Annotated in this window: 13 protein-coding genes; 9 read left to right on the forward strand and 4 right to left on the reverse strand. The window is 70.3% G+C overall.

The genetic code is table 11. The features are described 5' to 3' along the window. Window positions 1–243: 243 nt before the first annotated feature. A complete protein-coding gene (locus NGK70_RS12470; protein ID WP_251973518.1) occupies window positions 244–1,059 on the reverse strand; it encodes a mechanosensitive ion channel family protein in 816 nt (271 codons plus the stop codon). A 123-nt stretch (window positions 1,060–1,182) separates the two neighbouring features. After that, window positions 1,183–2,040, reverse strand: a complete 858-nt coding sequence (gene murI, locus NGK70_RS12475; protein WP_251973519.1) for a glutamate racemase — start codon at window positions 2,038–2,040, stop codon at window positions 1,183–1,185. Between the two features lie 198 nt (window positions 2,041–2,238). On the opposite strand from murI, the gene NGK70_RS12480 reads away from it, so the two are divergent. The 4 genes from NGK70_RS12480 (at window position 2,239) to NGK70_RS12495 (ending at window position 6,895) form a co-directional block, all read left to right on the forward strand. Beyond that, the gene (locus NGK70_RS12480) at window positions 2,239–2,988 is read left to right on the forward strand and encodes an electron transfer flavoprotein subunit beta/FixA family protein (protein WP_251973520.1); all 750 of its coding nucleotides are present in this window, start codon (window positions 2,239–2,241) and stop codon (window positions 2,986–2,988) included. Window positions 2,989–2,990: 2 nt separating this feature from the next. Next, window positions 2,991–3,923, forward strand: a complete 933-nt coding sequence (locus NGK70_RS12485; protein WP_251973521.1) for an electron transfer flavoprotein subunit alpha/FixB family protein — start codon at window positions 2,991–2,993, stop codon at window positions 3,921–3,923. A 99-nt stretch (window positions 3,924–4,022) separates the two neighbouring features. Further along, window positions 4,023–5,813, forward strand: a complete 1,791-nt coding sequence (locus NGK70_RS12490; RefSeq protein WP_251973522.1) for an acyl-CoA dehydrogenase — start codon at window positions 4,023–4,025, stop codon at window positions 5,811–5,813. Window positions 5,814–5,941: 128 nt separating this feature from the next. Further along, the gene (locus tag NGK70_RS12495) at window positions 5,942–6,895 is read left to right on the forward strand and encodes an NAD(P)H-dependent flavin oxidoreductase (RefSeq protein WP_251973523.1); all 954 of its coding nucleotides are present in this window, start codon (window positions 5,942–5,944) and stop codon (window positions 6,893–6,895) included. Between the two features lie 183 nt (window positions 6,896–7,078). Here NGK70_RS12495 and NGK70_RS12500 read toward each other — a convergent pair whose 3' ends face one another. Beyond that, entirely contained in the window at window positions 7,079–7,819 is a 741-nt protein-coding gene (locus NGK70_RS12500) for a response regulator (RefSeq protein ID WP_251973524.1), read from the reverse strand. Between the two features lie 145 nt (window positions 7,820–7,964). Continuing rightward, entirely contained in the window at window positions 7,965–8,945 is a 981-nt protein-coding gene (locus tag NGK70_RS12505) for an NADPH:quinone oxidoreductase family protein (protein ID WP_251973525.1), read from the reverse strand. Window positions 8,946–9,095: 150 nt separating this feature from the next. On the opposite strand from NGK70_RS12505, the gene surE reads away from it, so the two are divergent. The 5 genes from surE (at window position 9,096) to rlmD (ending at window position 15,057) form a co-directional block, all read left to right on the forward strand. Next, the gene (surE, locus tag NGK70_RS12510; RefSeq protein WP_251973526.1) at window positions 9,096–9,854 is read left to right on the forward strand and encodes a 5'/3'-nucleotidase SurE; all 759 of its coding nucleotides are present in this window, start codon (window positions 9,096–9,098) and stop codon (window positions 9,852–9,854) included. Between the two features lie 221 nt (window positions 9,855–10,075). Beyond that, window positions 10,076–10,870: a protein-L-isoaspartate(D-aspartate) O-methyltransferase gene (locus NGK70_RS12515; RefSeq protein ID WP_251973527.1), complete on the forward strand. Its 795-nt coding sequence runs from the start codon at window positions 10,076–10,078 to the stop codon at window positions 10,868–10,870. 66 nt (window positions 10,871–10,936) lie between these two features. Then, complete coding sequence (locus NGK70_RS12520; protein ID WP_251973528.1) at window positions 10,937–11,914, forward strand: peptidoglycan DD-metalloendopeptidase family protein; 978 nt, start codon at window positions 10,937–10,939, stop codon at window positions 11,912–11,914. A 173-nt stretch (window positions 11,915–12,087) separates the two neighbouring features. Further along, window positions 12,088–12,639: a hypothetical protein gene (locus tag NGK70_RS26725; protein ID WP_487391329.1), complete on the forward strand. Its 552-nt coding sequence runs from the start codon at window positions 12,088–12,090 to the stop codon at window positions 12,637–12,639. 924 nt (window positions 12,640–13,563) lie between these two features. Then, window positions 13,564–15,057, forward strand: coding sequence for a 23S rRNA (uracil(1939)-C(5))-methyltransferase RlmD (rlmD, locus tag NGK70_RS12530; protein ID WP_251973529.1), 1,494 nt, complete (start codon window positions 13,564–13,566; stop codon window positions 15,055–15,057). Window positions 15,058–15,082 lie beyond the last annotated feature (25 nt).

Here is a 15,082-nt window from a genome sequence, read left to right on the forward strand (position 1 = left end):
TGCAACCCCGCGGTCGACGGCCTGTTTAGGCGTCCCGCAGGATGAGGGGAAAGAGGAAGGTCAGAGGGGATGAACGAAAAAACGACGCCCCGCGAAGGGGGCGTCGAGTGATCGGAGTATACATGAGTCTGCCATCATGCTGCAGTGCAGCAGCTGAATGCGCGGCGAAGGCTCGATGCATCCCGATCCCGCCCCCGGCTGCGCGTGGCGCGGTGCCGGGTCGTTCCCGGTGAGGCCGCGCGGTCAGGCGGCGGGGGTGACCTTGTGGATTTGGGTCACTGCGGGCACGGGCCAGCCGGCTTCCTTGCCGACGCGGGCGATCGCCTCGTTGGTGTCGAAGTAAACCTGCCAGTAGTGGTCGGTGTGGGTGTAGGGGCGCACCGAGATCACCGGGCCCTGCAGCTGGAAGTCCAGCAGGTTCACTTCCGGGGCCGGTTCGGCGACCACGTTCGGGATCTGCGCCACAGCGGCCTTCAGGCGCGCGATCGCGTCCAGCGGGTCCACGCCGTTGGCCAGCTGGGCGGTGCGTTCGACGCGGCGCACCGAGTTGACGGAGAAGTTCTGGATCGTGTCGCTGAAGATCTTGCCGTTGCCGACGATGGTGTGCACGTTGTCCGGCGTCACGATGGTGGTGCCGAACAGGCCCAGTTCCTTCACCGTGCCGACCATGCCGCCCGCGCTGATGAAGTCGCCTACCTTGAAGGGGCGCAGGATCAGCATGAACGCACCGGCCGCGAAGTTGCCCAGCATGCCGCTCCAGGCCGCGCCGATGGCCACGCCGGCGCCGGCGAGCATCGCGGCGAACGAGGTGGTCTGGATCCCGAAGTAGCCCAGGATGCCCAGCACCAGGGCGATGTTCAGCGCGATGGCGACGATGTTGCCCAGGTACTTGGTCAGCGTGGGATCGACCGCATTGCGGTTCATCGCTGCCTGCATCAGGTTGACCACCTTGCCGATCAGCCAGCGGCCGATGATCCAGAACGCGATCGCGGCCAGGATCTTGATCGCCAGGTCGATGGCGGTGGTGCTCAAAAACGTCTCGATCGACTTCATGTCCATCAGTAGATCCTCCTCGAAAGTGCAAAAGTGCACGCACGAACTGTGAACGATTTCTCGCTTTCGATCCAGCGTGCAGCGATGACGAGGGCTGGGCTGGTCCGGGCCTGCACCCGCTTGTCGCGTCTAGCCGACGTGGTCTGCGCGTGCACCGGGGTGCTCGGCGGGCCAGGCCTCAATTCGGCAGGGGAAGTCCAGCCAGCGCCGGGTCACGTCAGCCAGCAATTGCCGGTCACCGGTGGTCCACAGGCGGACCTCTCTGCCCGCGCTGGCCGATCCCGCGGGCAGGGGCGGTGGGCCATCGGTGAGGTCTGCGGTGCGCCGAGCCACTGCATCGGCGGTGTCGATCAGCCGCACGGCCGGCCCGAGCACGGCCTGGATGTGGTGGGCAATGAAGGGGTAGTGCGTGCAGCCAAGCACGACGGTGTCGACACCGGCCACGCGCAGGGGCTCGCAGCAGCGCCGCACGATGTCGAGCAGCGCCGGCGCGTCCAGGTCGCCGGCCTCGATGGCGGCGGCCAGGCCGGGGCAGGGCTGCAGGTGCAGCTCGACATGGGCGGCGTGGGCCTGCGCCAGCATCCGGAAGCGCTCGCTGCGCAGGGTGCCTTCGGTGGCCAGCACACCTATGCGGCCGTTGCGGGTCAGCGCCGCGGCCGGCTTGATGCCGGGTTCGACGCCGACAATCGGCCAGTCGGGATGGCGGCTGCGCAGCAGTTGCACGGCCGCTGCGGTGGCGGTGTTGCAGGCCACGACGAGGAGCCGGGCGCCCTGGCTGCGCAGGAAGTCGGCGATCACCAGCGAGCGCTCCTGCACGAAGGGCATGTCGCGCTCGCCGTAGGGTGCGTGGCCGGAGTCCGCCACGTAGAGCAGGCGGGCCGCGGGAAGGTCGCGGCGGATGGCGCGCAGCACCGACAGGCCGCCCAGGCCGGAATCGAACACCCCGATGCAGGCGGGCAGGGTCGGGCAGGGCGGCGCTGGCGTCATGGGCAAGTCGGTGGAGGGCGCCGTGGTGGCCGAAAACTCTAGGCGCCTCAGTCTAGCAGCGGGGATTTGCGGCAGTGCATCAATTCCTCTAAAATAGAACGATCGTGCTTTTTTAGGTCGACGATGATGGACTGCCTCCTGTCGCCACCTAGAATCGCCATTCGGTCAGCAGCAAGCCCAACCACTGGAGAAGATCGCATGAAGGCATTGGTACCCGTCAAGCGGGTCGTGGACTACAACGTCAAGGTCCGCGTCAAGTCGGACGGCACGGGGGTGGACATCGCCAACGTCAAGATGAGCATGAACCCCTTCGACGAGATTGCGGTTGAAGAGGCGGTTCGGCTCAAGGAGAAGGGTGTGGTCACGGAGGTGATCGCGGTGTCCTGCGGCGTCACGCAGTGCCAGGAGACCCTGCGCACGGCGATGGCCATCGGCGCGGACCGGGCCATCCTGGTCGAATGCGCGGATGAACTGCAGCCGCTGGCGGTGGCCAAGCTGCTCAAGGCCCTGGTGGACCGTGAACAGCCGGGCCTGGTGATCGTGGGCAAGCAGGCCATCGACGACGACTGCAACCAGACCGGCCAGATGCTGGCGGCGCTGGCCGGCCTGCCGCAGGCGACCTTCGCCTCCAAGGTCGAAGTCGCCGATGGCCGTGCCACCGTCACGCGCGAGATCGACGGCGGCCTGGAAACCGTGTCGGTGAGCCTGCCGGCCATCGTCACCACCGACCTGCGCCTGAACGAGCCGCGCTACGTGACGCTGCCCAACATCATGAAGGCCAAGAAGAAGCCGCTGGAGACCGTCAAGCCGGCCGACCTGGGCGTGGACGTGGCCCCGCGCATCAAGACCCTGAAGGTCAGCGAGCCGCCCAAGCGCGGCGCGGGGATCAAGGTGCCGGACGTTGCGACGCTGGTGAACAAGCTGAAGAACGAAGCCAAGGTGATCTGAGCATGAGCGTCCTCGTCATTGCCGAACACGACAACGCGACCCTCAAGGGCGCGACCCTGAACACCGTCACCGCGGCCCTGGCCTGCGGGGGCGACGTGCACGTGCTGGTGGCCGGCCAGAACGCCGGCGCGGCAGCGGCCGCGGCCGCCCAGATCGCCGGTGTGGCCAAGGTGCTGCACGCCGACAGCGAAGCCCTGGCCCACGGCCTGGCCGAGAACGTCGCCGCGCAGGTCGTCGCCATCGCCCCGGGCTACAGCCACCTGCTGTTCCCGGCCACGGCCGGCGGCAAGAACGTCGCTCCGCGCGTGGCCGCACTGCTCGACGTGGCGCAGCTCAGCGACATCACCAAGGTGGTGAGCCCGGACACCTTCGAGCGCCCGATCTACGCGGGCAACGCCGTGGCCACCGTGCAGAGCACTGACGCGATCAAGGTCGCCACCGTGCGCGGCACCGGCTTCGACGCTGCGGCAGCCACGGGCGGCAGTGCCGCCGTCGAGGCCCTGGCGGCGGTGGCCGACAGCGGCAAGAGCCAGTACCTGGGCAGCGAGATCGCCAAGAACGACCGCCCCGAGCTGACCGCTGCCAAGATCATCGTCAGCGGTGGCCGGGCGATGGGCAGCAGCGAGAAGTTCAACGAGGTGCTCATCCCGCTGGCCGACAAGCTCGGTGCGGCACTCGGTGCCAGCCGCGCCGCGGTGGACGCAGGCTACGCGCCCAACGACTGGCAGGTGGGCCAGACCGGCAAGATCGTCGCGCCACAGCTCTACATCGCCTGCGGCATCAGCGGCGCGATCCAGCACCTGGCCGGCATGAAGGACAGCAAGGTGATCGTGGCGATCAACAAGGACGCCGAGGCGCCCATCTTCAGCGTGGCCGACTACGGGCTGGAGGCGGACTTGTTTGCCGCCGTGCCGGAACTGGTGAAGTCGCTCTGAGTGCGTGCTTCGATGGCTGCTTCGTGAGCAGCAGCCACTGAACCTCTTCGGGCGCCCAACCAGCCGGTTGTGGCGCCCGAGTCTTGTCTGGAGAGAAAAATGACCTATCGCGCCCCCGTCAAGGACATGCTTTTCTGCATGAAGGAACTGGCCGGCATCGACCAGCTCACGCAGATCCCCGGCTTCGAGGATGCCGGCTACGACACCGCCGCCGCCGTGCTGGAAGAGTGCGCCAAGTTCAACGAGGGCGTGGTCGCCCCGCTGAACTGGGAGGGTGACAAGTACCCCTCGTCCTTCCACGACGGCAAGGTCACCACGACGCCCGGCTTCAAGCAGGCCTTCCAGCAGTTCGGCGAAGGCGGCTGGCAGGGCCTGCAGCATCCGGTGGACTTCGGCGGCCAGGGCCTGCCCAAGACCATCGGCGCGGCCTGCGCCGAGGTGCTGCACAGCGCCAACCTGAGCTTCGCGCTCTGCCCGCTGCTGACCGACGGCGCCATCGAGGCGCTGCTGACCGCCGGCTCCGACGAGCAGAAGGCCACCTACCTGCCGAAGATGATCTCCGGCGAGTGGACCGGCACGATGAACCTGACCGAGCCGCAGGCCGGCTCCGACCTGGCCGCGGTGCGCACCCGCGCCGAGCCACAGCCCGACGGCACCTACAAGATCTTCGGCACCAAGATCTTCATCACCTACGGTGAGCACGACATGGCCGAGAACATTGTCCACCTCGTGCTGGCGCGGGTTCAGGGTGCGCCCGAGGGCGTCAAGGGCATCAGCCTGTTCATCGTGCCGAAGTTCCTGCTCGACGCCAACGGCAACCCCGGCACGCGCAACGACGCGCACTGCGTCAGCATCGAGCACAAGCTGGGCATCAAGGCCAGCCCGACGGCGGTGCTGCAGTACGGCGACCATGGCGGCGCCATCGGCTACCTGATCGGCCAGGAAAACCGCGGCCTGGAGTACATGTTCATCATGATGAACTCCGCCCGCTTCGGCGTGGGCGTGCAGGGCCTGGCGGTGTCCGAGCGGGCCTACCAGAAGGCGGTGCAGTACGCGCGCGACCGCGTGCAGTCCCGCCCGGTGGACGGCTCGGTCAAGGGGGCCGCGCCCATCATCCACCACCCGGACGTGCGCCGCATGCTGATGACGATGCGCGCCACCGCCGAGGGTTGCCGCGCGCTGGCCATCACCGCCGCGGCCGCCTACGACGCTGCGCACCACCACCCGGACGCCGAGACCCGCGCGCAGAACCAGACCTTCTACGAGTTCATGGTCCCGCTGGTCAAGGGCTACAGCACCGAGACCAGCCTGGAGGTCACCAGCCTGGCGGTGCAGGTGCACGGCGGCATGGGCTTCATCGAAGAGACCGGCATCGCCCAGCTCTATCGCGACGCCAAGATCCTGACCATCTACGAAGGCACCACCGCGATCCAGGCCAACGACCTGATCGGGCGCAAGACCTCGCGCGACGGCGGCCAGTCCGCCAAGGCGATTGCCGGCCAGATCGAGCTGACCGAGGCCGACCTGGCCGCGCGCAACGACCCGGCCGCGCAGAGCTTCGCCAAGCGCCTGAAGGCCGCCCGCGAGGCGTTCATTGAGGTGGTGGACTTCGTCGCCGGCCAGACCAAGGCCAGCCCGAACGCGGTCTTCGCCGGCTCGGTGCCCTACCTGATGCTGGCCGGCAACCTGATGGCCGGCTGGCAGATGGGCCGCGCGCTGCTGGCCGCCGAGGACGCCATCAACGAGGGTGAAGAGGTCGAGTTCATGCAGGCCAAGGTGGCGACGGCGCGTTTCTACGCCGAGCACATCCTCACCCGCGTGCCGGGGCTGCGAGACAGCATCCTGGAAGGCGGTGAATCCGCCTGCGCGCTGCCGCTGGACGCGTTCTGAGCCGGGGCCGCAGCAGCGGCCCTTTTCGATTTAGACGCACCACTCCAACGCGCCTGGCGCCTGCGTGACAGGCCGCCACGGCGCGGGTCGGCAGACTGTGCCGCCAGCCCATCACGAGGAGACTTCCCTTGGCCCTGCCCCCCATCCTGAAGCGCCTGCGCCTGCCGGTCGTCGGCTCGCCGCTGTTCATCATCAGCAACCCCAAGCTGGTGATCGAGCAGTGCAAGGCCGGCATCGTCGGCGCGATGCCCTCGCTCAACGCCCGCCCGGCGTCACTGCTGGACGAATGGCTGGCCGAGATCACCGAGACGCTGGCCGCCTGGGACCGTGACCACCCCGAGGCGCCGTCCGCGCCGTTCGCGATCAACCAGATCGTCCACAAGAGCAATGACCGGCTGGACCACGACCTGGCGCTGTGCGCCAAGTACAAGGTGCCGGTGATCATCACCAGCCTGGGGGCGCGCACCGACGTCAACGACGCCGTGCACGGCTGGGGCGGCATCGTGCTGCACGACATCATCAACAACGCCTTTGCGCACAAGGCGGTGGAGAAGGGCGCCGACGGCCTGATCGCGGTGGCGGCCGGTGCCGGCGGCCATGCCGGCGTCAAGAGCCCCTTCGCGCTGATCCAGGAGATCCGCCAGTGGTTCGACGGCCCGCTGGCGCTGTCGGGCTCGATCGCCAGCGGCGGCGCCATCCTGGCTGCGCAGGCGATGGGGGCGGACCTGGCGTACATCGGCTCGGCCTTCATCGCCACCGACGAGGCGCGTGCCAGCGAAGGCTACAAGCAGTGCATCGTCGACAGCAACAGCGACGACATCGTCTACAGCAACCTCTTCACCGGCGTGCACGGCAACTACCTGAAAGCCTCCATCGTGGCGGCGGGCCTGGATCCGGATCACCTGCCGGAGAGTGACCCGAGCAAGATGAACTTCGGCGGCAGCGCGGCCAAGGCCTGGAAGGACATCTGGGGCTGCGGCCAGGGCATCGGTGCGATCGACAAGGTCCAGCCGGCTGCTGCGTTGGTGGCCCAGTTGAAGGCGGAATACGACGCGGCACGCGCGCGCCTCTGCGGCGCCTGATCTACACGCCAACAAACAGCGGCCGCGGAACCGGCTTCGCCGGGCCGCTGGCGGCGCCTTGCAGGCCGCGCCGGGGACTGTGCCCCGGCCCTTCGCCAGGCTTGAACGGTCCGCAGAACCCTTCAAGTCCGGGCTCAGCCCCCTTGAGGGGGAGCGCCGAAGGCGCTGCGGGGGTGGTTCACGTCAGTCGCGCGTGAGGCGGTGCAGCTCCAGGGCCTCGTCCGGCGAGCTGTGCTGTGCCAGCTTGCGGTAGACCGCCTTGATGTGGTCGTTCACCGCGAACCACTTGATGCCCATCAGCCGCGCGATCTCCTTGATCGTGAAGCCCTTGGCGAGGTAGGTCAGCACCTCGTTCTCGCGGCTGTTCAGGCCGGGCATGTCGGCGGCCGGGCTGCCCAGCGGGGCCGGCAGGGTACGCCCGCCGAATTCGCTCAGGCTGCCGAAGCTGGAATCCACCGAGCCGCCGCGGTTGTCGATGCCGCGAAAAAAGCCCAGGAAGCGCCGTGCGATCGCCGGGGACAGCGAGGGCTGGCCGCGCACGATCTTCTGCAGTTCCTCGACCAGCACCTCGAAGCGGTCTTCCTTGAGCAGGTAACCGTCGGCGCCGCACTGCAGCGCAGGGAAGAGGTGATCGTCGTCGCAGTGCAGCGTGGTGGCGATCTTGATGGCCGGGTGGCCCGCCAGCTGCGCCAGCAACTCCAGCCCCGAGCCGTCGGGTTGCTCCAGGTCGCAGAGGATCAGGCGAAATCCCTTCGGGTCGGGCCGAGCGCGCTGGCTCGGGCCGATGCCCAGGGCCTGGCGTGCCGAGTCGAGGTCCCGGGCCTCGGTGAAGTCGATCTCGTCGCTGAAGCTCTCGCGCACGACGCGCACGAGGAAGCTGCGCGCAACCGCGTTGTCTTCGACGATCAGCACGCGAATGGACATGAGGCAAACCTTGGCAGCACGATGAAGAGTGCACGATGGCAACGTGCACCGGCATTATCGGCTGCTGGCTCAGGCCCTGAGGCTAGGCTCCCCCTCAGTCCCAGGGGGCGCGGCCTGCAGCCCAGGGGCCGAGCGGTCAGGGCGATCAAAGATCGTTGGACAGCACCAACTTGCCCTGGATCTTTCGGCTCGCCATGCGTTCGTAGCCCTGCTTGAGCTGGCTCATCGGCAGCACCTGGTCGAGCACCGGCTTGATGCGGCGCTCGACGTACCAGCGGGTCAGTTCGACCAGCGCGGCCACGGCGGCCTGCGGTTCGCGGCGGGCAAAGTCGCCCCAGAACACGCCGACGATCGAGGCGCCCTTGAGCAGCGCCAGGTTCAACGGCAGGCTGGGGATGCCGCCCTGCGCAAAACCGATCACCAGGTAGCGGCCTCGCCAGGCGATCGAGCGGAACACCGGCTCGGCCAGGTCACCGCCCACGGGGTCGTAGACCACGTCGGGGCCGCGCCCCTCGGTCAGCACCTTGAGGCGCTCGCGCAGGTCCTCGCGGCTGTAGTTGATCGCCTCGTCGGCGCCCAGGCGGCGGGTCAGCTCGCACTTCTCGTCGGTCGATGCGGCGGCGATCACCCGCGCCCCGGCGGCCTTGGCGATCTGGATCGCCGCGGTGCCCACGCCGCCCGCAGCGCCCAGCACCAGCACGGTCTCGCCCGCGCGCAGCGCAGCCCGGTCGATCAGGCCGTGGTGGGTGGTCGCGTAGGTGCAGATGAAGGCGGCGGCGTCCTCGAAGGTCATCGCGTCGGGGATCGGCAGCACCTTGTCCGCGCTCACGCAGACCTCCGTGGCGAAGGCGCCCATGCCGCCGAAGGAGGCCACCCGCTGGCCCATGCGCAGGTGGCTCACCTCGGCGCCGACCGCGTCGATCACGCCCGAGAACTCCAGACCGGGCACGAAGGGCAGCGGCGGCTTCACCTGGTACTTGCCGTGGGTGATCAGCAGGTCGGGGAAGTTCAGGCTGGCGCAGTGCACCGCCACGCGCACCTCGCGCGGGCCGGGCTGCGCCGTCGGCAGCGCCTTCCATTGCAGATCCTGGGGGCCGGTGGTCTGTTCACACAACCAGGCGTGCATCGTGGGTCTCCTCATCGTGGTGTTGGCCGTCGCTGGTCGCGCGCACGGCTGGCGATGATCGCCGCAGAGCGCAGCGCGTTCCTGTCACGCAGGTGCCAGGGTGGGCGATCCATGATGCGGCGCTCCGGATGGGCTGCCTACAATGACCCCATGCGCATCCTGGTGGCTAATGACGATGGGTACCTCGCTCCGGGCCTTGCGGCGCTGGTGGAGGTGTGTCGCGGCTTCGCCGAGGTGGACGTCGTGGCGCCCGAGCAGAACGCCAGCGGCACCTCGAACGCGCTGACGCTGCAGCGCCCGCTGTCGGTGCACACGGCGGCCAATGGCTTCCGCTACGTCAACGGCACGCCGTCGGACTGCGTGCACGTGGCGCTCACCGGGCTGCTGTCGCAGCGCCCGGACTTGGTGGTCTCCGGCATCAACAACGGTGCCAACATGGGCGATGACACGCTCTACTCCGGCACCGTGGCCGCCGCGATGGAGGCCTACCTGTTCGGCATCCCGGCGATCGCCTTCTCGCTGGTGAACCGGGGCTGGCAGAACCTGGAGGCCGCGGCCGAGGTTGCCCGGGGCTTGATCGCCCGGGTGCTGCAGTCCCCGCCCACCGGCGCCGGTGCGGGCGCCTGGCTGCTCAATGTCAACGTACCCAACCGGGTCGACGCCGCGCGACTGCCGCAGCGCGTGACTCGGCTGGGGCGTCGCCATGCCAGCGAGCCGGTGATCCAGCAGATGAGCCCGCGCGGCGAGCCGCTCTACTGGATCGGCCCGGCCGGCGACGCCCGCGAGGCCGGCGAGGGCACCGATTTCCATGCCGTGGCGAACGGATTCGTGTCTCTCACGCCGCTGCAGGTGGACCTGACCGACCACGCCGGGCTGCCAGGCTGGCGGCGCTGGGCCGAGCCGCGATGACGGCTCCGGAGGCGCCGCGCCGACGCCGCTTTCCGCTGCAGCTGGGCGATACCCAGCCGACGTTGCGCCGCCTGGTCGGGCCCGGTCCGGTCGGTGGCGAGCACCTGCCCGCTGTTCAGGCCCGTGGCCGGGCGCCGGCGGCTCTCTCCTCAGCCCCTGTGTCGGCTCCTCCGTCGGCCCCTACGTCGGCCCCGCTCCCGGGTGTGCCTCCCGCCACTGCGGTGCCTGCCGGGGTCCCGGCCGGCGTCGATCCGGCGCAGCCACCCGCTGCCAGTGCTGTGATCACGTCGGCGCCCGTGGCGCGGCCGCCGCTGCGCCGCAGCGGCCTGCCACCCTGGCCGGAAGCGATCGCCGAAGGCGCCACGGCGCGCCTGCGCATGGTCGAGCGCCTGCGCCAGGCCGGCTGTGCGGACGAGGACGTGCTGCGGGCGATGGGCCACGTGGCGCGCCACCATTTCATCGACGCGGCGCTGGCGCCGCAGGCCTATGAGGACACCAGCCTGCCCATCGGGCTGGGCCAGACGATCTCCAAGCCCTCGGTCGTGGCGCGCATGCTGGCGCTGCTGCGTGCTCGCCCGGAGGGCAGCGACCTCGGCCGCGTGCTGGAAATCGGCACCGGCTGCGGCTACCAGGCCGCCGTGCTGGTGCTGCTGGCGCGGCAGGTCTACTCGGTCGAGCGCCTGCGCGGCCTGTACGACCGGGCGCGCGAGAACCTGGCACCGACCCGACCGAGCCACTTGCGCCTCGTCTACGGGGACGGCCGCCTCGGGCACGGGCCCAACGCGCCCTACGACGGCATCATCGCCGCGGCGGGGGGGCAGGAGCTGCCGGGCGCCTGGCTGGAGCAGCTCGCCCCGGGCGGGCGGCTGGTGGCCCCGGTGCACGATGCCCGCCTGGGCGGCCAGGTGCTGCTGGTGGTGGACCGGCGTGCCGACGGCTCCTACGTCGAGCAGCGGCATGAGCCGGTGCGGTTCGTCCCCTTAGAATCGGGCATCAGCGATCACGGCACCCCGTGAGGCAGTCCGGCGGGGGACTCGGCACGGACACGCCCGGCCGTGACGGTTCGCCTTTCCGCACCTTCCATGACATCTACACGCATTGTTGCGCGCACCAGCCGCGCGGTCCTGGCCCTATCGGTCGCGGTACTCTTGGCCGCCTGTGCGACCGGCCAACGGCCCCGCGCACCGGTGGAGGACCGCACCGTGTCGCCGCGCTCGCCGGCCCCGGCCTCCGGCACCCCCGCCCCCATCGTCGAGGCACCGCGCGTGCCGATGAACACCGAGAACGCCGGCAAGCCCGGTTTCTACACCGTGCGCCCGGGCGACACGCTGATCCGCGTCGGCCTGGAAACAGGCCAGAACTGGCGTGACATCCAGCGCTGGAACGGCCTGGACAACCCGGACCGCATCGAGGTTGGCCAGGTGCTGCGCGTGATCCCGCCCGGCCAGGACGGCAACACGACCACGGCGCGTGGCGTGGGCAGCAGCCGGGTCGAGTCCCGGCCGATCGACAGCAAGCCGCAGCCCGCTGTGGCTGCGCCGACCCCGGTGGCGCCGGTGGCGTCCACCACCGCGCCGGCCAGCAACCCTGCGCCGGCCCCGACGAGCCCGGCGGCCAGCCCAGCGGCTGCGCCGGCCCCGGTGGCCGCTCCCGCGGCGAGCCCGGTACCGGCCGCGGTGCGCGAAGCGGACGACGACCTGGCCTGGCAGTGGCCGGCCCAGGGCACGGTGGTAGCGAACTTCGACGAGGTGCGCAACAAGGGCGTGGCCATCGCCGGCAAGCCCGGCGACGCGGTCCTGGCCGCCGCCGACGGCCGGGTGGTCTACGCCGGCTCCAGCCTGCGCGGCTACGGCAACCTGGTGATCGTCAAGCACAACGAGACCTACCTGACTGCCTACGCCCACAACCAGGCCCTGCTGGTCAAGGAAGACCAGTTGGTGCGCCGCGGCCAGAAGATCGCCGAGATGGGCTCCAGCGACAGCGACCGCGTGGCGCTGCACTTCGAGATCCGCCGCAAGGGCAAGCCGATCGACCCGACCCGGCTGCTGCCGTCGCGCTGATGCGCCGTGGCGCGCAGGATGAAAGAAGGGGCACCGACGGTGCCCCTTTCTCATGGTGCCGGCGTGCGGCGGTGTGCCTTGGGCGTCAGTTGGCGCTGGCGATGTAGGCGACCAGGTCCAGCTTGTCCTGATCGGTCAGGCTGCCGGAGAACGAACGGTGGGCGTTGCGTTGCATGGCGCTGTTCAGGCCGCTCAGCGTGCCCGCCTGCGACAGGCCGGACGCGCTGCTGCCGTGGCAGCTGGCGCAGGTGGCGCCGTACTTCGTCAGTCCGGCGGCCGGGTCGCCGACTGCGGGGGCGGGCGTTGGGGCAGGAGTCGGCGCGGGCGTCGGTGCCGGCTTGGGGGCTGGCGTGGGTGCTGGGGTCGGTGCCGGGGTAGGAGCCGGTGTCGGAGCCGGAGTGGGGGCTGGGGTGGGGGCCGGTGTCGGAGCTGGGGTGGGTGCGGGCGTCGGGTCGGACGCCGGCGGTGCCGGGATCGGCGCGGGCACGGGTGCAGGCGCCGGGGTGCCTGCCAGCGCGGCCTGCCAGGTGCCGCTGTCTCCTTCTGTCGGGCCGGTGAAGCTGCCGCTGAGCGAGCCATCGGCCGCCTGTGTGCCGGTGAAGACCAGGGGAGTGCCGCCGCGCTGGGTGATCCGCAGCGTGACGCTGCCGTCCGCGCCCAGCGTGCCGCTCACCCGCTGGCCGGCACGGTGGCCATGGCCGCGGCCGACCAGCTGGGTCTCATAGGCCGTCTGGTACTGCTCCGTGGCGGCCGCATAGCCACTGCGGAAGGCCTCGATGGCGGCCCGGGCGGCGTCGCTGTCACGGCTGCCGGCCGCGGCCAGGGCGCTGCGCAGCTGGGTGGCGAGCTCGGCCACCTGCTGGCGGTAGCTGCTGCGCAGGCTGGAGGCGGTGTCGGCGGCCTGCAACTCCCTGGCGAGCGTGGCCGCGGTGGTCTTGCTGGCCGGCGTGGCCAGGTCGGACGGCACCCAGCGCCCGACCAGCCTGGTGCTGCCGTCCTCCTGCAGCTCGCCCTTGAGCAGCAGGGCGCCCTGCAGCGACTGGCCGGCACTCGGGCCGGCCGTCACCGTGGCCGCAAGCGCGTAGCGGGTGCTCGTCCAGGCGTGGTCACAGTGGCGGTCGGTGGGGGTGCCCGATGCGGCGGTGTCGGCCGGCACCGCGGCATCGCGCGCTGCGGCCGAGGCAATGCTCACCCGCAGCCCGCCGTCGGCATCGCTCACCGTCACGGTCGAATCGGCCGCGGCTTCGCTGCCCGAGCCGCCGCTGCCACCGCCGCAGGCCACCAGCACGGCGGCAAAGAGCACGGACAACGCGGCCATCTGGACACCGCGTCTGCGCGACGGACCAGGGCGGTCGGACGTGGATGCCGTTGACGCGGACGGTGCGGACGGCGTGGCGTGGGACGGCGGGGTCGTGGGGGGCAATGTCATCGGGAGGCTCCTTGCGAGGTGTCGGGCCGACCGGGCGCCGCGGCATGCGGTGGCCTGGGTCTGTTCGGCGGGTGAAGAAACGATAAGCAGCGGCGGCCCCTGCGCCCAGGGTTTGCGTCCCGGTCTTACCTCGGTAACCCCACTGGCCGGCCCGTTAGCACCGCGACACCTCTGCACATGACTTTGGGTCTGTTCGTGACCAGCCTGAGACAATCACGCCATGACAGCAGCAGACGAATGGTTGACGGTCGACGCGCTCGACCTCGAGGCACAGGGCGTGGCGCGCAACGCCGAGGGCAAGGTGGTCTTCATCGAGGGCGCGCTGCCCGGCGAGACGGCCCAGGTCACAGTGAACCGCCGCAAGAACCAGTGGGAGCAGGCCACGTTGAAGGTGCTCGGGCGCGAGAGCTCGCAGCGCGTGCGCCCGGGCTGCCCGCACTTCGGCCTGCACGCCGGGGCCTGCGGCGGCTGCAAGATGCAGCACCTGGAGCCCGCGGCGCAGGTGGCGGTCAAACAGCGCACGCTGGAAGGCAACCTGCAGCACCTGGCCAAGGTGAAGCCCGAGCGCGTGCTGCGCCCGATCGAGGGCCCTGCCTGGGGCTACCGCTACCGCGCCCGCCTGTCGGTGCGCTGGGTCGCCAAGAAGGGCACCGTGCTGGTGGGCTTCCACGAGCGCAAGTCGCGCTACGTGGCCGACATGCAGGTCTGCCCGATCCTGCCCGCCAAGGTCAGCGGCCTGCTGATGCCGCTGCGTGCGCTGGTCGGCGGCATGGAAGCGCGCGAGACGCTGCCGCAGATCGAGGTGGCGCTGGGTGAGCGTGCCGAGGGCTTAGTCGTGGCGCTGGTGCTGCGCCACCTGGCGCCGCTCTCATCCGCCGACCTGGCGAAGCTGGCCGACTTCGGTGCCGCCCACGGCGTGCAGTGGTGGCTGCAGCCCAAGGGCCCGGACAGCGTGCACCGCCTCGACGTGCTCGGCCCCCAGCTGGCCTACACGCTGCCGGAGTACGGGCTGACGATGCCCTTCAAGCCCACCGACTTCACCCAGGTCAACCACGCCATCAACCGCGTGCTGGTGCAGCGCGCGCTGAACCTGCTGCAGGTGCAGCCCGACGAGCGGGTGATCGACTGGTTCTGTGGCCTGGGCAACTTCACCCTGCCGCTGGCCACCCAGGCGCGCGAGGTGCTGGGCATCGAGGGCAGCGAGGCGCTGGTGCAGCGTTCACGCGAGAACGCCGCCGGCAACCACCTGGCGCACAAGGCCACCTTCGCTGCACGCAACCTCTTCGAGCTGGCCCCGGCCGACCTGGGCGCCTACGGCCGCGCCGACCGCTGGCTGGTCGACCCGCCGCGCGAGGGTGCCTTCGCGCTCGCCAAGGCGCTGGCCGAGGTGCGCCAGGCGCCGATCGACGGCTACGAGCCGCCGCGGCGCATCGTCTACGTCAGCTGCAACCCGGCGACCCTGGCGCGCGACGCCGGCCTGCTGGTCTACCAGGCCGGCTACCGCTGCACCGCCGCGGGCGTGGTGAACATGTTCCCGCACACCGCGCACGTCGAGTCGATCGCGGTGTTCGAGCGCATCGATGGCTGGGTGCTGCCGGCCGCCCCGGTGGAGGTTGAGGTGGCTGATGAGGTGGTGGCTGAGGTGGTGGCTGAGGTGGTGGCTGAGGTGGTGGCTGAGGTGGTGGCTGAGGGCGCGCCGGCGGAGTCGCTCTGAGGCAGGGCGGGGCGAGGATCTGGCT

Origin of the sequence: Sphaerotilus microaerophilus (genome assembly GCF_023734135.1) — a bacterium.
GTDB lineage: Bacteria > Pseudomonadota > Gammaproteobacteria > Burkholderiales > Burkholderiaceae_C > Sphaerotilus > Sphaerotilus microaerophilus.